At 62.1% G+C, this 21,970-nt stretch carries 21 protein-coding genes; 11 read left to right on the top strand and 10 right to left on the bottom strand.

Annotated features, from left to right (window positions below; genetic code table 11):
- Positions 1–19: 19 nt before the first annotated feature.
- The 3 genes from LB536_RS15240 to LB536_RS15230 all read left to right on the top strand — a co-directional run bounded on the left by LB536_RS15240 (position 20) and on the right by LB536_RS15230 (position 5,889).
- Positions 20–331, top strand: coding sequence for a PilZ domain-containing protein (locus LB536_RS15240; RefSeq protein ID WP_224593873.1), 312 nt, complete (start codon positions 20–22; stop codon positions 329–331).
- Between the two features lie 673 nt (positions 332–1,004).
- Positions 1,005–4,796 carry a vitamin B12-dependent ribonucleotide reductase gene (locus LB536_RS15235; protein WP_224593871.1) on the top strand — a complete coding sequence of 1,264 codons (3,792 nt, stop codon included), beginning with the start codon at positions 1,005–1,007 and terminating at the stop codon, positions 4,794–4,796.
- Positions 4,797–4,998: 202 nt separating this feature from the next.
- Positions 4,999–5,889 (top strand): SIR2 family protein, encoded by an 891-nt coding sequence (locus LB536_RS15230; RefSeq protein WP_224593868.1) that lies wholly within the window; start codon positions 4,999–5,001, stop codon positions 5,887–5,889.
- 256 nt (positions 5,890–6,145) lie between these two features.
- Here LB536_RS15230 and LB536_RS31115 read toward each other — a convergent pair whose 3' ends face one another.
- On the bottom strand, positions 6,146–6,271 hold the full coding sequence (locus LB536_RS31115; protein WP_263489090.1) for a hypothetical protein: 126 nt from the start codon (positions 6,269–6,271) through the stop codon (positions 6,146–6,148).
- Between the two features lie 190 nt (positions 6,272–6,461).
- Between LB536_RS31115 and LB536_RS15225 the strand changes: the two genes are divergently transcribed.
- Entirely contained in the window at positions 6,462–6,650 is a 189-nt protein-coding gene (locus LB536_RS15225) for a hypothetical protein (RefSeq protein ID WP_224593866.1), read from the top strand.
- 39 nt (positions 6,651–6,689) lie between these two features.
- Here LB536_RS15225 and LB536_RS15220 read toward each other — a convergent pair whose 3' ends face one another.
- Complete coding sequence (locus LB536_RS15220) at positions 6,690–7,763, bottom strand: GH25 family lysozyme (protein ID WP_140755102.1); 1,074 nt, start codon at positions 7,761–7,763, stop codon at positions 6,690–6,692.
- A gap of 327 nt (positions 7,764–8,090) precedes the next feature.
- On the opposite strand from LB536_RS15220, the gene LB536_RS15215 reads away from it, so the two are divergent.
- Complete coding sequence (locus tag LB536_RS15215) at positions 8,091–8,723, top strand: DedA family protein (RefSeq protein ID WP_224593865.1); 633 nt, start codon at positions 8,091–8,093, stop codon at positions 8,721–8,723.
- Positions 8,724–8,728: 5 nt separating this feature from the next.
- Here the strand turns inward: LB536_RS15215 and LB536_RS15210 are convergent, their stop codons facing one another.
- The 5 genes from LB536_RS15210 to LB536_RS15190 all read right to left on the bottom strand — a co-directional run bounded on the left by LB536_RS15210 (position 8,729) and on the right by LB536_RS15190 (position 12,209).
- Positions 8,729–9,520, bottom strand: a complete 792-nt coding sequence (locus tag LB536_RS15210; protein ID WP_140755106.1) for a phosphodiester glycosidase family protein — start codon at positions 9,518–9,520, stop codon at positions 8,729–8,731.
- 103 nt (positions 9,521–9,623) lie between these two features.
- On the bottom strand, positions 9,624–10,250 hold the full coding sequence (locus LB536_RS15205) for a transglutaminase-like cysteine peptidase (RefSeq protein ID WP_224593863.1): 627 nt from the start codon (positions 10,248–10,250) through the stop codon (positions 9,624–9,626).
- Between the two features lie 147 nt (positions 10,251–10,397).
- Complete coding sequence (locus LB536_RS15200; RefSeq protein WP_224593860.1) at positions 10,398–11,270, bottom strand: undecaprenyl-diphosphate phosphatase; 873 nt, start codon at positions 11,268–11,270, stop codon at positions 10,398–10,400.
- Positions 11,271–11,463: 193 nt separating this feature from the next.
- Positions 11,464–11,661, bottom strand: coding sequence for a hypothetical protein (locus LB536_RS15195; RefSeq protein WP_224593858.1), 198 nt, complete (start codon positions 11,659–11,661; stop codon positions 11,464–11,466).
- 152 nt (positions 11,662–11,813) lie between these two features.
- Complete coding sequence (locus LB536_RS15190; protein WP_140755114.1) at positions 11,814–12,209, bottom strand: GFA family protein; 396 nt, start codon at positions 12,207–12,209, stop codon at positions 11,814–11,816.
- Positions 12,210–12,322: 113 nt separating this feature from the next.
- Here LB536_RS15190 and LB536_RS15185 point away from each other — a divergent pair, with 113 nt between their 5' ends.
- Positions 12,323–13,351: an isopenicillin N synthase family dioxygenase gene (locus tag LB536_RS15185; RefSeq protein WP_224593856.1), complete on the top strand. Its 1,029-nt coding sequence runs from the start codon at positions 12,323–12,325 to the stop codon at positions 13,349–13,351.
- 143 nt (positions 13,352–13,494) lie between these two features.
- On the opposite strand, the gene LB536_RS15180 is transcribed toward LB536_RS15185, so the two are convergent.
- Positions 13,495–13,743, bottom strand: a complete 249-nt coding sequence (locus LB536_RS15180; protein ID WP_140755118.1) for a ParB N-terminal domain-containing protein — start codon at positions 13,741–13,743, stop codon at positions 13,495–13,497.
- Between the two features lie 156 nt (positions 13,744–13,899).
- On the opposite strand from LB536_RS15180, the gene LB536_RS15175 reads away from it, so the two are divergent.
- From LB536_RS15175 to LB536_RS15155, 5 genes are all read left to right on the top strand, one after another.
- A complete protein-coding gene (locus LB536_RS15175) occupies positions 13,900–15,540 on the top strand; it encodes a N,N-dimethylformamidase beta subunit family domain-containing protein (RefSeq protein ID WP_224593956.1) in 1,641 nt (546 codons plus the stop codon).
- Between the two features lies 1 nt (position 15,541).
- Complete coding sequence (locus LB536_RS15170) at positions 15,542–16,927, top strand: aspartate aminotransferase family protein (RefSeq protein WP_224593851.1); 1,386 nt, start codon at positions 15,542–15,544, stop codon at positions 16,925–16,927.
- A gap of 4 nt (positions 16,928–16,931) precedes the next feature.
- Positions 16,932–17,861, top strand: a complete 930-nt coding sequence (locus LB536_RS15165) for a 3-keto-5-aminohexanoate cleavage protein (RefSeq protein WP_224593849.1) — start codon at positions 16,932–16,934, stop codon at positions 17,859–17,861.
- Positions 17,862–17,991: 130 nt separating this feature from the next.
- On the top strand, positions 17,992–18,495 hold the full coding sequence (locus LB536_RS15160) for a GNAT family N-acetyltransferase (RefSeq protein WP_224593846.1): 504 nt from the start codon (positions 17,992–17,994) through the stop codon (positions 18,493–18,495).
- A complete protein-coding gene (locus tag LB536_RS15155) occupies positions 18,492–19,520 on the top strand; it encodes a histone deacetylase family protein (protein WP_224593843.1) in 1,029 nt (342 codons plus the stop codon). The genes LB536_RS15160 and LB536_RS15155 overlap by 4 nt, the downstream gene beginning before the upstream one ends.
- A gap of 10 nt (positions 19,521–19,530) precedes the next feature.
- Here LB536_RS15155 and LB536_RS15150 read toward each other — a convergent pair whose 3' ends face one another.
- Positions 19,531–20,799: a cysteine desulfurase-like protein gene (locus LB536_RS15150; RefSeq protein ID WP_224593953.1), complete on the bottom strand. Its 1,269-nt coding sequence runs from the start codon at positions 20,797–20,799 to the stop codon at positions 19,531–19,533.
- Between the two features lie 47 nt (positions 20,800–20,846).
- Positions 20,847–21,914 carry an aldo/keto reductase gene (locus LB536_RS15145; protein WP_224593840.1) on the bottom strand — a complete coding sequence of 356 codons (1,068 nt, stop codon included), beginning with the start codon at positions 21,912–21,914 and terminating at the stop codon, positions 20,847–20,849.
- Between the last annotated feature and the right edge of the window lie 56 nt (positions 21,915–21,970).

The raw sequence follows: 21,970 nt of genomic DNA, 5'->3' as shown, positions 1-21,970 counted from the left end.
AGTCTGGCGCGTTTCATCGATGGCGAATCCTGTAAACCCATTTCAGCAAAAGTCCCCTGAGCCGCAGCGCGAGCATCGGCCACGCGTGCTCAAAGGTGGAACGATCATCACCGGGATCCGGAATTCAGAAATCGGTTGCATGGTGCGCGACCAGCATGCGGGCGGCGCCGAACTGAAAATCCCGCTCGAGTCCCGGGTTCCCGACCAATTCCTTCTTTATGTGCCGCTCGACGGCGTCGCCTATCGCTGCGAAGTCCGCTGGCGCCGCAATGACCGGATCGGCGTACAGTTCACCGGTACCGAGCCCAAGCCGAAGCGACACTACGGCTGACTCCCTGCGCATCCGCTTGCCGGGCTTTTTGAACCCGCCGGACAGTCTTGACGCAGCCCGCGTAGGCGGACCCGTGTTCGCAAATGCTTGCCGCCGGAAAATGGCCGCCACAGCGGCCCATTCTATCCCCGTTATCCACATGTGTGACACACAAGATGTTGGGGTCACAAAAGCTACGCAAACGAATCCTTGACGGCTCGAAACGAGTCGCCTTTTATAGGCCATGCGCTCCTGTTGAGAGCGCGACCGGAAAGTTCTGAGCCCGGTCTTTTTCCCGGATTATGTGCGTTTTGCCCGCATTTCCGCCTGTTTACGAGGCCGGCGGAAGCGTTGGGATCGTGGGGTGGTGGGGCGACGAAAGGGAGAATTGTCGGACTGGAATAAATTGTCTGTTAACACTATATTTAGTGTTTGCAGGCAGGTTCGACGCTAGATAGTGTGAATTCCCTCAGGTGAGGGAATCGAAAAATTCAGTTTTGAGGGACCCGCGGGGTCGGTTGGCAGCCTCGGCAAACGCTCGGCAAGGCGTTTTGTCGTGTGCGTGGCCGCGCCCGCGAAGAGGAGATGCCGGCATTGTTCGCAATGCCGGCAAACGGCGGACTGCGCGTTTCGTCTTTTGGGGGCAGAAATCCCCCGATGAAAGCGCTATATATAGACAAAAGGGACCGGACCAATGCGCATCGAGCGTCGTTTCACCAAGCCAGGACATGCAGGCCAAGAAGGGGCCGCTTATGCGGAGATCGAATTCCGCAAGGCGCTTTCCGAGATCAAGAATCCGGATGGCTCGGTGGTGTTCCGCTTGGACAACATCGATGTGCCGGCGCAGTTCTCCCAGGTCGCCGCCGACATCCTGGCCCAGAAATACTTCCGCAAGGCCGGCGTCCCCGCGCGCCTGAAGAAGGTCGAGGAGAACGACGTCCCCTCTTTCCTGTGGCGCTCCGTCGCCGATGAGGCCGAGCTCGCCAAGCTGCCGGAGGCTGAGCGCTACGGTTCCGAGATCGACGCCCGCCAGGTCTTCGACCGGCTGGCCGGCACCTGGACCTATTGGGGCTGGAAGGGCGGCTACTTCAAGGCGTCGGAGGAAGATGCGCGCGCCTTCCGCGACGAGCTTGCCTATATGCTGGCCACCCAGCGCGTCGCGCCGAATTCGCCGCAGTGGTTCAACACCGGCCTGCACTGGGCCTACGGCATCGACGGCCCGAGCCAGGGTCACTTCTATGTCGATCCCTTCACTGGCAAGCTGACCAAGTCGAAATCCTCCTACGAGCATCCGCAGCCGCATGCCTGCTTCATCCAGGGCGTGCAGGACGACCTCGTCAACGAGGGCGGTATCATGGATCTGTGGGTGCGTGAGGCGCGCCTATTCAAATATGGCTCCGGCACCGGCTCGAACTTCTCGCTGCTGCGCGGCGAAGGCGAAAAGCTGTCCGGCGGCGGCCGCTCGTCCGGCCTGATGAGCTTCCTCAAGATCGGCGACCGTGCGGCGGGCGCCATCAAGTCGGGCGGCACGACGCGCCGCGCGGCGAAAATGGTCATCGTCGACGCCGACCACCCCGACATTGAGGAATTCATCGACTGGAAGGTCAATGAAGAGCAGAAGGTCGCCTCGCTGGTGACCGGCTCCAAGATCGTCAAGAAGCATCTCGAAGCGATCATGAAGGCCTGCGTCAACTGCGAAGGCCATGACGACGACTGCTTCGATCCGGCCGTCAACACGGCGCTGAAGCGCGAAATCAAGGCGGCCAAGAAGTCGGCGGTGCCGGAGAACTACATCTACCGCGTCATCCAGTTCGCCAAGCAGGGCTACACCTCGATGTCGTTCAAGACCTACGACACCGACTGGGATTCTGACGCCTACCTGACGGTTTCGGGCCAGAACTCCAACAATTCGGTGTCGCTGAAGGACAATTTCCTGCGCGCCGTCGAGACCGACGCCGACTGGCACCTGACCGCCCGCAAGGACGGCAAGGTCTTGAAGACGCTGAAGGCGCGGGACCTCTGGGAAAAGATCGGCTACGCCGCCTGGGCTTCCGCCGATCCCGGCCTGCATTTCAACACGACGATGAACGACTGGCACACCTGCGCCTCCGCCGGTGCGATCCGGGCTTCCAACCCGTGCTCGGAATACATGTTCCTCGACGACACGGCCTGCAATCTCGCCTCGATCAATTTGCTCCCCTACCGCAACGCCGACGGCACGATCGATATCGCTGCCTACGAGCACACCGTGCGGCTGTGGACCATGGTTCTCGAAATCTCGGTGATGATGGCGCAGTTCCCGTCGAAGGAAATCGCCAAGCTTTCCTACGACTACCGCACGCTGGGCCTCGGCTACGCCAATATCGGCGGCCTGCTGATGACCTCGGGCATTCCCTACGATTCCGACGAAGGCCGCGCCATCTGCGCCGCGCTGACCGCGATCATGACCGGCGTCGCCTACTCGACCTCGGCGGAAATGGCGTCCGAGCTCGGCGCCTTCCCCGATTATGACCGCAACGCCCAGAACATGCTGCGCGTCATGCGCAACCATCGCCGCGCCGCCTATGGCGACAAGGACGGTTACGAAAAACTCGCCGTCAATCCGGTGCCTCTCGTGGCGTCGGACCTGAAGCAGCAGGATTTGGCCACCCACGCCAAGGCCGCCTGGGACCGCGCCATCGAACTCGGCGAGGAGCACGGCTACCGCAACGCGCAGGCGACTGTGATCGCGCCGACCGGCACGATCGGCCTGGTCATGGATTGCGACACCACCGGCATCGAGCCCGACTTCGCCCTGGTGAAGTTCAAGAAGCTCGCCGGCGGCGGCTATTTCAAGATCATCAACCGCGCCGTGCCGGAAGCGCTGCGCACGCTCGGTTACTCCGAGAGCCAGATCGCCGAGATCGAGGCCTACGCCGTCGGCCACGGCAATCTCAACCAGGCGCCGGCCGTCAACCCCGGCTCGCTCAAGGCCAAGGGCTTCACCGACGACAAGATCGCGGCGCTCAACGCCGCGCTGAAGTCGGCCTTCGACATCAAGTTCGTCTTCAACCAGTGGACGCTCGGCGCCGACTGGGTGAAGGAGACTTTCGGCTTCACCGACGAACAGCTCAACGACTTCTCGTTCGAGATGCTGCCGGCGCTGGGTTTCTCCCGGAAGGACATCGAGGCCGCCAACATCCATGTCTGCGGTGCGATGACGCTGGAAGGCGCGCCCTTCCTCAAGGCCGAACACCTCGCCGTGTTCGATTGTGCCAGCCCCTGCGGCAAGATCGGCAAGCGCTCGCTTTCGATCAACAGCCACATCCAGATGATGGCGGCGGCGCAGCCCTTCATCTCCGGCGCCATCTCCAAGACCATCAACATGCCGAACGACGCGACGGTGGAGGACGCCAAGAGCGCCTACATGTTGTCCTGGAAGCTGGCGCTGAAGGCCAACGCGCTCTACCGCGACGGCTCGAAGCTGTCGCAGCCGCTCAATGCCTCGCTGCTCGCCGATGGCGAGGAGGATGAGGACGATGCGGTCGAGCAGCTGATCCAGGCACCGGCGGCGGCGCGCGCGGCGCAGATCACCGAGCGCATCGTCGAGCGCATCATCGAACGCGTGTCGCGCGAGCAGGAAAAGCTGCCCGGCCGCCGCAAGGGTTACACGCAGAAGGCCAAGATCGGTGGCAACACCATCTTCCTGCGCACCGGCGAGTATGACGATGGCCGTCTCGGCGAAATCTTCATCGACATGAACAAGGAAGGCGCCACGCTGCGTGGCCTTCTCAACAATTTCGCCATCGCGATCTCGCTCGGCCTGCAATATGGCGTGCCGCTCGACGAATACGTGCACGCCTTCACCTTCACCAAGTTCGAGCCGGCCGGCATGGTCATCGGCAACGATGCCATCAAGAGCGCGACGTCGATCCTCGACTACGTGTTCCGGGAACTGGCCATCTCCTATCTCGGCCGCAACGATCTCGCCCATGTCGACCAGTCGGACTTCTCCAACACCGCGCTTGGCCGCGGCATCAGCGAAGGCAAGACCGACGCCGTCTCCAAGGGCCTGACCCGCGGCTCGCCGGTGAAGCTGGTTTCGAGGGCAGGCGAGCCGAAAGGTTTTGCCGGTTCCTCCGGCACCCCTGCCCGCTCGGCGCCGACAGCCTTCTCCGGCTCCAACGTGCTGGCGCTGAAGCCGGCGAGCGACGAGGCGGTCGCCTACAAGCGCGACTATGAGGAGCGGGCCAAGGAGCTGGCGGAAGACATCGCCTTCGAGGAAGCGGCCTCCGATGCCTCAACTGATACCACCGCGGCGCTGTTCACCGATACGGCGGCCCATGAAGCGGCCGAAGCGAAGAAACTCGCCGCCGACCGCCGCGCCAAATCGCTGCTCCAGGGCTACACCGGCAATTCCTGCTCCGAGTGCCAGAATTTTACGATGGTGCGGAACGGGACATGCGAGAAGTGCGATACGTGCGGCGCCACGAGCGGGTGCAGCTGAGTTTATTCACGTGACGGTGGAGGATGCAAACCCGCGCGTACGGTGCGGGTTTGTTGATGGTAGGTTGTAATGAGCAACTGTGAGTGCTCTTTTTGCAAAAATGAGAATGAATTTACGTTCCCTCGCGAGCTTCTAGCCCGAATGTCGAAGGGAAAAGTCGCCATTTTTGCAGGCGCAGGAATAAGTACAGAGAACCGAGATCATGGCGTTTATCGATAGCTCCAAGCGACGTGTCATAAAAATACATGGTTCAATTACTAATTATGGATCCATTCTCGCTACATCGGAGGATTACGCTCAATCGTTAAAACGATTACGCAATGGAGCTATCGGCGCGTATCTAAAGAATATTATCACCCAGAAGACAATAATCTACACAGGATACTCTTTAAAAGATCCAAATTATTTAAAACTCGTGCAATCGATGGCGAAAATTATGGGGCCCTTTTCTCGGTCATCTTATTACGTTTCACCACACATAGATCATGACTACCTACGATCTACTGGATTGAATTTGATACCCATTGAGACCGATGGCACCTTCTTTTTGGAGCAGTTTCGCTCTCACTACAATTCCCAGCTTGGCGTCGAAAAAATTATTAGCGAGGAGGCCTTTGACAACTGCGAAGACCTCCTTGTTGAGGTAAATTCATATCATTCTTATACCGCAGATAAATTCCTAGAAACGAATAACAGACTGCTCATACTGGCACTATCCTACCAAGACGGCCTTCAAGACGCATTGATGCGAATAAAGGACCGACGAGCGAGCGGCGAGTATTATCACTCAGGCCATGTGCAGGCTCTTGTTCACGGCTATGAGGCCAAGATAGAACAATATAAGTCAGAGAATAATCTGTGGGACGCTTGCTACTGCCGCGGATATCAGAATGGGTTGCTATTCCTGCTTTCAGATGAGTATGAGGTCAGACCTCCGATTGTCGATCTCATTTTTGACGAAGCGGTCGATACGACGCCCAAAATTGTGCGATTTTCGCGAAAGAAGATTCCAACGTCGGTCTCGTGTGAGATCGAAAAGATTTTTTTCCAACTTGGAAGTGATCTGATCCCAGAGCATATGCCTTACGTGTGACTGACATTTCCCAGCCAAGTCCAGTTCCGCGTCCGTCTTCATCCATGTTGTATTGTCACCGCTGTAACCACGTCGAGGCCAAGTGCCAACTTGCCCCATCTGCACCTAGGCGGCGAGCCCGATACTTTTTTGTCCGTCAGCCTTTCCCAAACGCGCATTTGTCGATGGGCGGGCGCGAGGCGCAGGTTCGCCCGCCACAGCGGGAATCGATGCAGACGCAAGCCGGGCGCAGGTCAAGCTGATCAGCCCCATCGCGCTAGTTTCCAGGCGTCGGCAACCAGTGGCTGGCCGCCTTGACCTCTCGCCATTTCAGGAAGGTGACGATCGACAGCATGCCGGCGACCGTGCGGGCAAAGCCAACCAATAGAAATTTGAGCTCCAACTCGTCCCCCGACGACCAAGGGTGCAGCAGCCCGCATATAGACAGCACGGCGCCGGAAATGTCCCGTCTATTCGCAAGATCGGGAAATGAACGCCGGCAACGCCATCCGCACGACGACGTGATAAAACGGCTACTTGACGATCGACCCGATCGGATAAAATCCAGGAAGACAACAGCCGGGACGATGCGCATGAGTGACAAAGCAGACGACGAAACCGATATCGTGAACCAGCTCGCCTATGTCAGGGCCGATCCGACCCAGCACGACACGCTGACGCTTCTCGCCATGATCGATGCCGCCATCGCCGAGATCATGAGCCTGAGGACGCGGCTGCGGCTGAGCGAGGAAAAGAACGCCGGAAGCAACCAGTTCCGATAGGCTGGGAATGAGCGCCCGGGCGGTGGACGGTATCCGGCCCTAGTCCGAGTCAGCCATCATCTGCCGGCCGCCGCCGCCAGCCCAGGCGCGCCATTGCCGCTCATCGCCATGGAAGACGTTGAGATCGATGCGGCCGGTCACGCCATGCGACAGGCCGGAGCCGGAATACTGCCAGAACAGCCACTTGCGATCGGGATAGACCTTTGACGGGTGCCGGGCCACAGCGCGCAGCCAGAACGGGTAGTCCGGGAAGGCGCCCTGAAGGTTGTCGCGATAGAAATCGGGCGCCGTGTAGATGATCGGCCGCTGGCCGTAGTGGCGCTCCAGCTTGTCCATGAACACCTGCATCTTCTCCAGCACCTTTTCGCGCGACGGGCGCCGCTGGCAGCTGGAGTCGCCGTTCCATTCGACGTCGATCACCGGCGGCAGCGCGCCCTCCACCTTCGGCACGTTGCGGATGAACCAATCGGCCTGCTCGCCGGCGGTGCGACACCAGTAGAAGAAGTGATACGCGCCGCGCTTCAGGCCGGCGGCGTCGGCGCCGCGCCAGTTCCTGGTGAACATCGGGTCGAGATGGTCGCCGCCGTCGGTCGCCTTGATGTAGGCGAAGTTGGCGCCCTGGGTGCGCAGCTTCTCCCAATTCACGTCGCCTTGCCAGCGCGACACGTCGACACCATGCACGGCAAGGTGACGGGGCGACGAGCGGCCGAAATTGATCGGCTTGGCATCGCGGAAGCCGTAGCGCGTGACCGGGCCTGCAAGCATGGGCGGCGCCGCCCGCGACAACAGTTTCGGCGGCGACACCAGGGCAGCCTCCTCGATCGGCGGCTCGACGCTGTCGGGCAGTTCGGGTGCGGGAAACGCCACCGTCTCTTCCTCCGCAAGGCCGAAGGGCCGAGCGGTGTCGTCCTCGGGCGCAACCTCAACCCGATTGCGCGCCGCGTTTGCCTTGGCCACCGGAACGGATGTGATCGGCGCGCTTGGCCGCACCACCGAACTGGTCGTCTCATTGGACGGCTTCTGCATGTCGAGCGCGTCCATGCCCGATGTCGACGAACAGCCGGCAAGGCACAGCGATGCGATCACGAAACTGATGACGCCTGGTAACCGCATCTGGACCTGTACTCAAACACAACAGACCGAAGGCGACGGCCGACGGACAACCAGACGAGTTATGAACGAGAAATTACCAATAAAGTTTGAATCAAGTTTTTTACCATGGCTGTGGCCCCTTTCAGACAGTCGCAGGAAGCGGCCCGGCCAAGCCTTGACAGCGCCATGATATGGCTGTTGAGAACGGTATGCGGCGTATGCGCCGGCGTTCCCATGAATCTCGAAAAGGCGCCGGGCCACGCGGCTGGCTCGTCAATGACAAGCTCGACCAACTCAGGAGCCTGCTCGACAGCGGCAGCTGAGCAATACTTTCAAAGGGAAGCTTGCGTGCAGTCGTTCATCGACCAGAGCGTTTCTTTCATCGAAACCCATCAGGCCTGGGCGGGCCTCGTGGTCGGATTGCTGGCCTTCGGCGAATCGCTGGTGCTGGTCGGCATCCTGTTGCCCGGCACCACGGTGCTGATCATCGTCGGCGGCCTGGTGGGTGCCGGTATCGTCCAGCCACTGCCGGTCCTCCTCGCCGCGATGATCGGCGCGGCGCTCGGGGACACCATCTCCTTCTTTCTCGGCAAATGGCTCGGGCGCGGCGTCGTCCACAAATGGCCGCTCAACCGCTATCGCCGCGAGATAGCCAGGGCGCGCCTGTTCTTCCATCGCTACGGTTTCGCCGCGGTTTTCGTCGGCCGCTTCTTCGGTCCGGTGCGTGCCACCGTGCCGCTGGTCGCGGGCATGATGGGGATGAATAGGCGCCGCTTCCAGATCGCCAACATCCTGTCGGCGATCATCTGGGCGCCGGTCGTGCTGTCGCCTGGGTGGCTGGTGGCGAAAGGGGCCGACAATCTGCCTGAGCTCGACGCAACCAGCCTGTTCGGCCTGGCGGTGATCGCGGCCATGGCGGCGGCGATCATCGTCGTCGTTATTGTCATCAGACTGCGCGGCAGGCGCGATACCCGGGCTTAGGGCGTTCAGCCGCGCTTCCTGAAGACGCCGATCATCGGCCCCAGGTTCCAGTAGTCGTCGTTGCGGCCGAGGGCCGGAGCGAGCAGGCTCGATATCGTGCCGTCGAGAAAGAGCGCGTTGTCGCAGCCGAGCACGTCGCGAAACAGGCGGGCGAAGGCATGGAACGTCACCGTGCCGTTCGAGATGGCAAAGACGGCAACCCCATCCTTTCGCACTCCGACGCCGTCGCGGCTCTTGCGCGACGTGCCGTCGGACCGGAATTTCGGGTGAAGCTGGCCGTCGATCACCAGCATTGGCCCTGATTGCGTCGCATAGTCGGTGGCTGGCCGCTGCCTGACGAAGTCCCTGGTCGCCCGGACCGCGGCCTTGCCGCCGCCGACGTAGAAGATGCCATTCGGCTGCAGCGAAAAGTTGCCGCTTCCCGAGCCCGTCTTCACACCGGCCATTTCCTGGCCGCGTTCGACATAGAGGCCGACCGGCCTGAGGTCCGGATGATACATGCCGCCATTGATGGCAAACAACATGGTACGGCCGGCCGTGCGCTGGGCGCTGTCGAGATTGTGCAGCGATTGAAAAGGCTTGCCCGCCGGGTCTTTCCAGAACAGTTCGATCGAATACAGTTTCGGATCGACCTCGCAGACGAGAAAGCTCGCGGCCTCGAAGGCGACGTCACGGCAAGGCGGCACCGAAGCGAACCACTGGCCGAATGCCATCATCGTGGCGACCGCGTGGGGCAACGCGCCCTTGACCAAGGTCAGCAACAAGGGCGCAGAATGCAGGAGAGTCAAAAAATCCATGCGCGTTCCGGATTGTCGGTCCCAACGAATTCTCGTGGATAGCACCGCTTGCCGGCACGATGAAGGATTTGCTCGAGGAGAAGCGTGGACTACGGCCCGACGGCTATTTCACGGCGCTGACCAGCTTCTCTTCGCCGGCAAGAATGGAGACCCAGTGCCCGGTGTCGTCGCTCGCCTGTCTTTTCAGATAGCGATATGGCGTCTGGTTCCAGAGACGAACCTTGTCGACGAGATTGTCGAGGATGAAGTCGCCCTTGTCGGTACGCACCGTCAGCACGGCGTGGCCTTCGCCGTCCGGCTTGCGAACCACCGTCATCAGGAGGTTGGCTATGGCAATGCCCAGGCTGTTGAGCTCGCGCCGCTTTTCCAACGCGTAATCCTCGCAATCACCGAAGCCATTGTCCGGATAGGCCCACCATTCCTCCTTGCCGTAATTGTCCATGTCGCTCATCGGCTTGACGCGTGCGTTGACCGAAAGGTTCACGGCGCTGATCTCCCGCGACAGCTTGGCGGTCAGTCGTGCCGGCTCGCTGTCGGGTGAACGGATCAAGCACTCGGCGGAATGGATCTTGCAAAAATCATAGTGGCCGATCGGCTGGGAGGCCGAGCCGCCGATAACCATGGAAACGGGAGCCGTGTAGGCGGAACTCGCCGCCGAACAGAAAGCAATCAGGCCAATCGCGAGCCCCAGCCCCTTCGCCTTCCGGCGCCAACCCATCGAGGATGCCATCCGGCCCCGCCCATCTGTTTTGTTAACAGAACGTTAAGGGCGGATGTTGCCGGAAGTCAATGAAGGCGTCCGATCACATCTTCGGGCACGGGTTCATGTCCTCCTGGCGGTTGCAGCCGCGCAACACCGGGGGCGTGCCGATCCGGCCTAGGCAAGCCATCCCGTTGCCACGCCGAGCAGCAGGACAACCCCGAGCACGCCGCGATAGATGACGAAGGGCCAGGCGGAGAAGCGTTCGAGCACGCGCATCAGGCCCCAGATGGCAAAGAAGGCCGATATAGAGGCCACGAGCAGCCCCAGGCCTAGAACCGACCATCCATGGGCATCGAGATGCACCTTGTGCAGTTCCCACAATTCCTTGAGGCCGGCGAGCGCGATGGCCGGCAGCCCGAGCAGGAACGAGAAACGGGCCGCCTCCGCCCGCTTGAAGCCAAGCCCCAATGCCGCCGTCAGGGTCGAGCCGGAACGGGAAACTCCGGGTATCAAGGCGCCGATCTGCGCGATGCCGACCAGCAGTGCATCGGCCAGCGACGCGTCGGCCATGGTGCGCCGGTGACGGGCAAGGATTTCCGCCAGCCCCAGCAGGACCGCCATGGCGATGCAGGCCCAGCCAATCACGCTCAGGCTGCGCAACGGCGAATTGCAGGTGTTGAGAACGCCCGAGAGAGCCACACCGGCGATGACGATGGGGATCGTCGCCAGCACGATCCACAGCGCCAGGCGGAAATGCCGGTCGGCAAAATCGCGGCGCGTGAGGGCGTCGAGTGACCCGAACAGAAGATCCCTCACATCGGCCCAGAAATAGCTGACCACGGCGGCTAGAGCCGCCAGTTGCATGGCGGCGGAGAAGGCGGAGCCCGGATCCTGCCAGCCGAGCACCGCCGGCACGATGCGCATATGGGCGGTCGAAGAAATCGGCAGCAGTTCGGTGATGCCTTGCACAAGGCCGAGGAATGCGACCTTGGCAAATCCAAGGCCGACAAAGCCCGTGTCGACGCCTTGCGTGCAGATATCAGCCATGTCGGGTTCCATGCGGGAGAGATCGGACTTGCGAAGGCACGATCGGCGGCGATCGGAGCCGGACAAGCCATACCGTCATGCTGCGGAGAATCAATTTACGGATTTGTAAGCTGGCACCGCCGCGTCAGGCGCGTACGGTTCAAACCGGCCCGAAGGGCCGGCGATGCTCCCATGGGTGAGGTTGACAAGACGATTACGGGCACAGCCACAGTTTCTGGCAGGTCCTGGCGATCACATGCGCGGGCGGCACGACAGGCTCCTCAGCGGACGGCCGGCGAGCCCGTTCGAGCAGCATGCGCACTTGTTCCGGGCGCACTTGGTCGCGCTCCATCACAAGCAGGACCATCGGGTCGCTCAAAAGCTCGTCCAGGGTGCTGATGCTGTCGCTCATCCGTCGTCTCCTCGAATGCCGGGCCCGCGACGCTTAGATAGGGTGACAAAGATGGCCCGCCAATGACGCTTTGCCGGCTATCGCGTGTCTCTTTGGGTTATTTTTTGGTCATCCTGGGGCAAGTCCTCTCCTGTCGACGGGAAGGAGAAAGCCTAGGCCGGCGGAGCGCCTTCATATTGCGGCAGGCCGTCATCCAGCATCACCCAAGGCTGCTTCGAGGTGGTCCAGATGTGCATCTGGGGCCGGAACAGCGACGGGTCGTCGAGCGAACCGGTCGTGACGCCGATGATGCCGGCCGAATCGCGCCGCGAAAACATCGTCGTGCCGCAGCTGGGGCAAAAACCGCGCTCGAGGTCCGGCGAGGTATTGACCGTGGCCAACGGACCCTCGACCGTCACATCGTCGATGCGGAACAGAACGCGCGCATTGAAGGCCGCGCCGATCGCCTTCTGGCAGAGCCGGCAATGACAGATGCGCTCGTTGATGGGGCCGGCGTCGGTGCGGTAGCGCACCGCCCTGCACAGGCATCCGCCCTCATATTTTGTCATCGCCTGGATCCATTGTTGGAGTGAACAGGCGGCAAGGTAGCGGCGAAGCCGATTGGGTCAATTGAAAAGCTTTGATACAAGGTCATCGATTATCGTGATGTGGCAGGACCGTGATGACAGCGGACATCGAAACAATCGGCATTGCGGCTCTGTTCGGACCGCCCTCGCCCGCCCGCGACCGCTGCGACGCCAGGATCATGGCCGCCGCGGCCGGCATCGGTTTCATGGCGGTCCGGGATTTTCCCGGCGATGACTGGCTGACGCCGGACAAGCGCGCGCAATTGCTGCGCATCTTCGCGCTTCCCGATGCCGGGAAGCAGGAATTGCTGCGCTGGAATTTCGATCACACGAAGAAGAATTTCTACCGCGGCTGGTTTCCGCTGCAGCCGCAAGCCGTTTCCTACAAGGAAGGTATCGACATGGGGCCGGACCTTGCCGACGCGGCGCGACTGTCAGCCTCCGACGATCCCCTGTGTGAGCCGACACCATTGCCAGCCGAAAATGCGCTGCCCGGCTGGCGTACCGCCGCAGCCGACTACTATCGCGCGATGGAGACGGTCGGCACCATGCTGATGCGGTCGATCGCTCGCGGACTTGGCCTGCCTGAACTGATCTTCGATGCCTATTTCGATGGTGGCATCTCGACGCTGCGCCTGATCCGCTATCCCCTGCGCGACGCCAATGCCGGCGTCGACACAAACGGGCCGGAGTTTTCGGTGATCCACAAGGGCGAGACGCGCACCATCGTCGGCCGCGAACATGCCGATTCAGGCTTCGTCACCTTGCTGGCGCAGGACGGCGTCGAGGGCCTGCAGGCAAAGAACCTCGCCGGCGAATGGATCGACGTGCCTCCAGCCAACGGCACGCTGGCGGTCAATTTCGGCCAGTTGCTGGAACGCTGGACCGGCGGCCGCGTGCGGGCGACACGGCACCGGGTCATTGCGCCGAAAACGGTGCGGTTCTCGATCCCGTTCTTCTACGAGCCGCGCGTCGATGCGGAAATCTCGCCTCTGCCATTGGACGACGCCGAACCGTTCGAGCCGTTTCTCTACGGTGACTATCTCTGGGAGTCGGCGACGAACTTCGTCGAGATGAGCGGCATCAAGCATCTGAGGCAGCCGCGCCGAGCCAAGGCTTCCTGAGCGACACGCAGGCCGTCTCGCTGGAGACGGCCTGCGGAGATGGCAGGGTCAGGTTTGCGTCCCAAGGACGAGCCGAGCCAACGCGACCCGAAATCGCCGGTGAAAAATTCTGGACACTTTGAGTGCTGCAGAGGAGGCGCGCGTCAGTGACGTTTGGCGTGCACCAGATAGGCGTCGATCTCCGACTCGCCGAGCCACTTGGCTGCCTCCAGACGATGCAGTCCTTCGACAAGTATGTGCCGCTTGCCGTCGTGGCGGACCTGGATCGGCGTCTTCATACCGTTTTCCAGTATATCCTCGGCCAGATGCCGGACGGTCTCGGGATGCAGCGTCTTCTTGCGCGCGGTGGGCACATAGATGTCGTCGACCTTGACCTTTTGCACCCTGAGCATGCCTGTCCCCGTGGCGGAGCCGCCGCCATCTTTCCTGAGATAGTCGGTTTGCCGAGCGCGGCCAAGAGTGCGGCTAACGAATGCTGGCATGATCGTTTCCATTTGACGCCTGGCCGGCGGATCGCCGAAATGGCGCCTCCGATGGTCCAGGGCTTCATGATCAATCCGCCGACCGAATTTCCCGATTTCGGGCTGACGCCCGAGCAACGCCGCCATGCCGTGCGCGGCCACTATTACGAATGGCCAGGCATGGATGGCGAACGCGGCGAGATCTGGTGTTACAGCGACCGGTTTTCGTACCGTGCCGGCGAGACGGTTACGCTGCATGTCAGTTCGACCGCTCCGTCCTTCGGCATCACGATCGTTCGGGACGGCGGCACCGAGACGAAAGTGTTCGAGAAGTCGGGCATCGCGGCGCGCTGGCAAGACAGCCCGGATCAATGCTCGGCCGAAGGTTGCGGCTGGCAAGCCTCCTTCGAATTTTGCGTCGGAAGCGACTGGTCGTCCGGCGCCTACCGAGTGACCCTGACCGCGGACGGGCGCGACGGCAAGCCGATCCAAAGTCACCACATTTTTATCGTTTCTCCCCAGCCCGGCAAGAAACCCGGCCGCGTGCTGCAGGTGGCGGCGACGGGCACATGGCTTGCCTACAACACCTGGGGAGGCTCCAACCACTATCAGGGCATCACCGGGCCCGACCGCAACCAGTACTCGCCCATCGTGTCGACGCAGCGCCCCTGGTGCCGCGGCTTCGTCGTGCTGCCCGGGGATGCGCCACGCGTGCCATTGGAGGTCGCGGTGCCGCCGAAGACCGTGCCGCGGTATCCGCACATGGAGTGGGCGCTCGCCACCGGTCATTCGAAGAAATACGCCTCGTCAGGTTGGGCCAGCTACGACAGCCATTTTTTTCGCTTCGCCGAACGATCCGGCTACGGCGTCGATCTCGCCAGCCAGAACGAACTGCATTTTTCGCCCGAGATTCTCGACGGCTACGACTGCGCGGTCTTCGTCGGCCATGACGAATACTGGACCTGGGAGATGCGCGACGCGGTGGACAGTTACGTCGAACGCGGCGGTCATGCGGCGCGTTTTGCCGGCAATTTCATGTGGCAGACGCGGCTGGAGGACGAGGGCCGCCGGCAGGTCTGCTACAAATACCGCGCCCGGGCCGAAGACCCGGCCTATCGCGGCGGCGACGTGACGCGCGCCACCAATTCCTGGGAAGCGCCCGAGATCGGCCGGCCGGGTTCGGCCACCTTCGGGCTCAACGCCACACGCGGTGTCTATGCCGGCTGGGGCGGCTGCGCGCCGCGCGGCGTGCGCGGTTTTCCGGTCTACCGGCCCGAGCATTGGGCCTTTGCCGGCACCGGCATCTATTACGGCGACCTGCTCGGCGCCGACAGCCATGTCTATGGCTATGAGGTCGACGGGCTCGATTTCGAGCTACGCGGCGGCCTGCCCTACCCGACCGCGACCAGCGGTGCGCCCGATGGCTTGCAGGTGCTGGCCGTCGGTATGGCAAGCCAGGTCGAGGAAAGCGCCGACATCCCGGTCGAGGACCAGTTCCTCACCAACGAGGATGGCCGCTTCACCGCCGAAACTTTGTTCGGCGAGGCGAGCGACGCCAATCTCGAAAAGGTCAAACGCGGCAATGGCATGATCGTCAATTTTCCACGCGGCAAGGGCGACGTGTTCCACGCCGGAAGCTGCGAATGGGTCGCCGGCCTGCTAAGACAAGACCCGATGGTCGAACGGGTTACCCAGAATGTCCTCGATCGCTTTCTTGGAAAGTCCTGACATGTCGAAAGTCCAGCCTGCCGTTCAAGACACCGATGCCCGGCGCCAATCGCATCTGTTCTACCTCTCCAGCCTACGCCGGCCGCTGATCGACCGCGCCGAAGGCATCTACATGTGGACGCAGGATGGCCGCCGTTTCATCGACGGATCGAGCGGCCCGATGGTCGCCAATATCGGCCATTCCAACCGCAATGTGCTCGACGCCATGAAGCGGCAGATGGACCGCGCCACGTTCGCCTACCGGCTGCATTTCGAGAACGAGCCGGCGGAAGAATTGGCGCGCGAACTTGCCGGCAAGCTGCCGGAAGGCATGGACCGCATCTTCTTCGTCTCCGGCGGTTCGGAAGCGACGGAATCCTGCATCAAGCTGGCGCGGCAATGGGCCGTGGCCACCGGCCAACCCAGTCGCTGGAAAGTGATCACCCGCTTCCCTTCCTATCATGGCGGTACGCTGGGGTCGCTTTCGATCACCGGCGACGATGCGCTGGCCGAGACTTTTACGCCGATGATGCGGGTGATGCCGACCGTGCCGGCACCGACCGCCTGGCGCGCACGCGACAATCTCTCGATGGAGCAGCGCGGTGTGCGTTATGCCGACATGCTGGAGGAGAAGATCCTCGCCGAAGGTCCAGAGAGCGTCGTCGCCTTCATCATGGAGCCGATCGGCGGCGCGGCGACCGCTGCGCTTGTCGCGCCGGACAGCTACTATGCGCGCATCCGCGAGATCTGCGATCGCTATGGCATCCTGCTGATCCATGACGAAGTGATGAGCGGTGCCGGCCGCACGGGCAAATTCCTCGGCGGCGACCACTGGAACTGCAAGCCCGATATCGTCGCACTATCGAAGGGGCTGGGTTCGGGCTATGCGCCGCTCGGCGCGCTGGCGGCGCCGATGCGGCTGGTCGAGCCGCTGCTCGCCTCCGGCGGCTTCCAGCACGGCCACACCTATGCCGGCAACCCGCTGGCCTGCGCCGCCGGACTTGCCGTGCTTGGCGAAATGGACCGGCTCGACCTGATCGCCAATGCAGCTGCCATGGGCGATGTGCTGATGGACGGATTGAAGGGCCTGGCGAAGCGCTTCCCGTTCATTGCCGATGTGCGCGGCAAGGGCCTGCTGACAGGCGCCGAAATGGTTGCCGATCCCGATACGCTAAAGCCGATCGACCAGAGCAAGAAAGCGACGCAGCGTCTGCTCGACCTCGCCTATGAGCGCGGGCTGATCATCTACGGCCGCAGGGTCAAGGGCGGCGTCGACGGCGACAATTTCATGGTGGCGCCGCCGATGATCGTCACCAGCGAACAGATCGGCGAGATCATCTCCATCATCGGCGACTCGCTTGAGGTTCTGGCCTCCGAGCTAGACCTGCCGGTCGAAGGCCGGGGGTAGAGGAATGGCGCCGCGTAAAGTCATCATCACCTGCGCCGTTACAGGTTCGGTGCACACGCCGTCGATGTCGCCCTATCTGCCGGTGACGCCGGACCAGATAGCCGCGGACGCCATCGCGGCGGCCGAGGCCGGCGCCTCGATCCTGCATCTGCATGCCCGAGACCCAAAAGACGGGCGGCCGACCGCCGATCCCGATGTGTTCATGCAGTTCCTGCCGCGCATCAAGCAGGCGACGTCGGCTGTCATCAACATCACCACCGGCGGCTCCTCGCTGATGACGCTGGACCAGCGGCTGGCAGCACCGTTGCGGGCTGAACCCGAGATGTGCTCGCTCAACATGGGCTCGATGAATTTCGCGCTGTTCCCGATGCTCGACAAACCAAGGGAATGGCAGCACGAATGGGAACCGAAGCTGCTCGAAGCCACGCGCGACACCATCTTCAAGAACACGTTCGCCGACATGGAGGGCGTACTCGAGCGGCTTGGCAAAGGCTGCGGCACCCGCTTCGAGTTCGAGTGCTACGATGTCGGCCACCTCTATTCGCTGGCGCATTTCCGCGACCGAGGGCTGGTGTCGGGACCGCTGTTCATCCAGTTCGTGCTTGGCATCCTTGGCGGCATCGGCGCCGACCCTGACAATCTCGTCCACATGAAGCGCATCGCCGACAAATTGTTCGGCGACAGCTACCAGTTCTCGGTGCTGGCCGCAGGCCGCAACCAGATGCCGCTGATATCGATCGCCGCCGCGATGGGCGGCAATGTCCGTGTCGGGCTGGAAGACAGTCTCTATGACGGCCGCCAATTGGCGAAATCCAATGCCGACCAGGTGCGCCGCATCCGTGGCATTCTCGACGGGCTTTCGCTGGAGGTTGCGACACCGGCGGAAGCGCGCGACATGCTGGCGCTCAAGGGCGGCGACCGGGTGGCGTTTTGACGTGATGGCTTGAGATGTTTGCGATCCGTCACACCCCCCTCTGGCCTGCCGGCCATCTCCCCCTCGATGGTCCCCTTGCGAGGGAGATGTCCGGCAGGACAGAGGGGGGTGCCTTGGCACCGTGCCTATGATGAGTGCGGTCCTCCTCCGCCCCGGCACCATCGATGATGTCGAAAACATCCATGCGGCGATCCTGAAGCTCGGTACCCATATCGGCGCGCCCGAGGAAATCGTCTCGACGGCGGACGACCTCAGAACCTGGGGCTTCGGCGAAAAGCCCGCCTTCTCGACCCTGATCGCCGAAGTCGGTGGCGAATTCGCCGGGCTTTGCCTGCATTTCCCGATCTTCTCGACCTGGATGGGTCGGCCTGGCGTCTATGTGCAGGACCTCTATGTCGAGGACCGGTTCCGTGGCCGCAAGATCGGCGAACGCCTGCTGCGGCGCGTGGCGGCCGAGTGCCGTAGGGATGGCGGCGTGTATCTCAGGCTGTCCGTCGACACCGACAATGAGGGAGCCAAGACCTTTTACGAGAGGTTGGGCATTGCCTGGTCGAGTTACGAGCAGACGCAGAAAATCATCGGCGAGGCCTTTTTCGCCTTCGCCGACGCGTCGGAAAATGGGGAGCAGGAATGAAAGCCTTCTATGCGCAGGAGCAGAAGCGGCACGACCCCAAGGCCTTTCTTTCCAGCGGTGCGGCGCAGCCCAACCCTGAAAAACCGGAACGCGTCGAAAGATTGCTAGCCGGCGCAAAATCCGCCGGTTGCACGATCGAGCGACCACGCGATCACGGCCTCGGCCCGGTCTCGGCGGTGCACACACCCGAATATCTCGACTTCCTCGAACATATTTTCGAACGCTGGCAGCGGATCGAAGGGGCGTCGGCCGAGGTCATCCCCAACATCCACCCGATCGCCCGCAACGGCTCCTATCCGGCCTCCGCTGTCGGCCAGGCCGGATACCACATGGCCGACACCGCTTGTCCAATCTCGGGCGAAACCTGGCATAGCGCGCTATGGAGCGCCTGGAGCGTGGTCGAGGCGGCGGAAACGGTGATGGCAGGCGCTTCCGGTGCCTATGCACTGTGCCGACCACCTGGCCATCACGCCTTTGCAGATGTCGCCGGCGGCTTCTGCTTCATCAACAATTCGGCCGTCGCGGCACAGGTGCTGCGCAGACAGGCTGCCCGCGTGGCGATCCTCGATGTCGACCTGCATCACGGCAATGGCACGCAAGGCATTTTCTATGCGCGGCCTGACGTGCTGACCGTTTCGCTTCATGCCGATCCCGTGCGCTTCTACCCGTTCTTCTGGGGCCATGCCGATGAGCGCGGTGAAGGTCCGGGACTTGGCTACAATTTCAACCTGCCGCTGCCGCGCAAATCCGCGGATGCGGCGTTCCTGGAGGCGCTCGGCGTGGCGTTCCAGCGTATCCGCGCCTTCTCCCCCGATGCGCTGGTCGTGGCGCTCGGCCTCGACGCGTTCGAAGGCGATCCGTTCGGCGGGCTTTCGGTGACGACGCCAGGTTTCTCGCGCATCGGCGAAGCCATCGCCGGGCTCGGCCTGCCGACGGTCATCGTCCAGGAAGGCGGCTATCTTTGCGACGCGCTCGGCGACAATCTCACCGCCTTGCTCACCGGTTTTGGCGGCAAGGCGCGGTGACAAACTCGCGTCAGGAGCGTTGCTGCCTGAGCATGGCAATCACCCGGTGCACGCTCTCCAGCGTTTCGTCGATTTCGGACGCCGTATTGTAGTGCGCGATGCCGATGCGCACGACGCCCTGCTCGGCGGGAATGCCGAGTTGGTGGACGATCTCCCAGGCATAGTTGTGGCCCGACCACAGGAAAATGTTTTCGGCGTTCATCTGCCGCACGATCGTTTCAGGCACTATGCCGTCCACGATGAAGGAAACAGTCGGCACACGATCGCCGAGCCGTTTCGGATCGGTGATGCCGTGGATGGTCAACCCGGAAATATCGGACAGACCGTCGATCAGCCTTTGCGCCAACGGGTTTTCATAGGCGATGGAGACTTCGAACGCCTTGGCAATCCTGCGCCTTCTCGACCCACCCTCGCCGGCCGAGGCGCCGAGATCAGCAAAATAGTCGACCGCTGCCGTGAGCCCGGCCATCAGTTCGATCTGCGGCGTGCCGAGTTCGAAGCGCTCCGGCAAGCCATTCGAGGAACAGCGGCATTTATAGGCTTTCAGGCCGTCGATGACTTCGCGCCGGCCCCACAATATGCCCGTGTGCGGACCGAAGAATTTGTAGGCGGAGCAGATCAGGAAATCGCAGCCGAGGTCCTGCACGTCGATCAGGCCATGCGGCGCGAATTGCACGGCATCGACATAAACCAGCGCGCCGGCGTTTTTTGCAAGTTGGGTCAAAGACTTGACCCGATTGATCGAGCCGGTGAGATTGCTGGCGTAGTTCAACGCCACCAGCCGTGTCTTGCCGGACAGCAGACCTGCCAGCGTCGCCTCCTCGACCTGCCAGCTCTTCTCGTCGAACGGCAGCCAGTGCACGACGAGGCCAAGGTCCTCGGCCAGTTGCAGCCAGGGCGACACATTGCCCTCATGGTCCATGCGGGTGAGGATGATCTCGTCGCCTGGCTTCATCGTGCGCCCGAGCGTTCGCGACATGTGATAGGTCAGCGTCGTCATGTTGGCGCCGATAATGATCTCCTGGGGGCTTGCGGCACCGAGGAAATCGGCCATCGCCAGATGCGCCTCGTCAACGATCTGCTGCGCCGCGATCGTCGTTTCAAAATAGCCGCCAAGATTGGCATTGGTCGTGAGCAGGCAGCGCGACACCGCGTCGGCCACAGCCTGCGGCACCTGCGTGCCGGCAGGATTGTCGAGATAAATACGCCGCCGGCCCTTGCCGGTCAGCGAGAGAGCGGGGAATTTTCCACGCACGGCCTCGATCGGGAAATCCACCATCGTCTCCACCCCTTTGCTGTTGTTCGACAATTCCGCAGCCGGCCAGGTCACGGACAGGGATTGCCGACCCGCTGGTGAATGGCGTCCACCGCCTTCTGCATTTCTTCGGTCCAGACGACATCCACCGAGGACAGCGCCATTTCCAGCTGCGAAATGGTTGTCGCGCCGATGATGTTGGAGGTCACGAAGGGGCGGCTCGAGACATAGGCATTGGCAAACAGCGCCGGCTCCAGGCAGAAAGAGCGCGCCAGTTCATTGTATTCGAGCTGCGCTTCGGCGGCATTGGGCGTCTCATAACGCTGACCGCGATTGAACAGTTGCGAGCGCGAGCCCTGCGGGCGGGCGCCGTGATCGTATTTGCCGGTCAGATAACCCTGCGCCAGTGGCGAATAGGCGAGCAGCGACACCCCTTCGCGCTCGCAAACCTCGGCGAGGTTCACCTCGAAGGTGCGGTTGACCAGGTTGTAGGCGTTCTGGATCGAGGCGACGCGCGGACCGATCTCCTTGTCGGCCTCCGCCAGGAAGCGCATCACGCCCCAAGAACTCTCGTTTGAAAGACCGAAATGGCGGACTTTCCCTGCCTTCACCAGTTCCTCGAACACTGCGAGCGTCTCGGCGATCGGCGTTTCGCCGGCTGGTGCGCCGACAGCATCGGCACGGCGCGCCACCGCGCCGACACGCGTCGGGTTGGCGCCCCAGGGAATGTCGCGCTCCGGCCAGTGGATCTGATAAAGGTCGACATAGTCCGTGCCGAGCTTGGCCAGCGACTTGTCGATGGCATCAAAGATATCGGCCCGCACCAATTGCGAGGGTCGGTCGCCGCGAAACCAGGCATTGGCCGTGCGACCGACGACCTTTGAGGCAAGGATCACCTTGTCGCGATTGCCCTTGGACTTCATCCAGTTGCCGATGATCTTCTCGGTCCGCCCTTGCGTCTCGGCCTTGGGCGGGATCGGATAGAGTTCGGCGGTGTCGATGAAATTGACGCCACGCGAGAAGGCCAGGTCCATTTGGGCATGGCCCTCGGCCTCGGTGTTCTGCTGGCCCCAGGTCATCGAACCAAGGCAAATCTGGGTAACAAGAAGATCGGTCCGACCGAGACGGCGTTTGTGCATGGAATTCTGCTCCGGAGGGAGGTATGCGCGGCTGCGCGGGGAGGAATTCGCATCTT

The organism is Mesorhizobium sp. ES1-3 (assembly GCF_020164795.1).
Taxonomy (GTDB): Bacteria; Pseudomonadota; Alphaproteobacteria; order Rhizobiales; family Rhizobiaceae; genus Mesorhizobium.
This window is presented reverse-complemented; position numbering and strand designations above follow the sequence as displayed.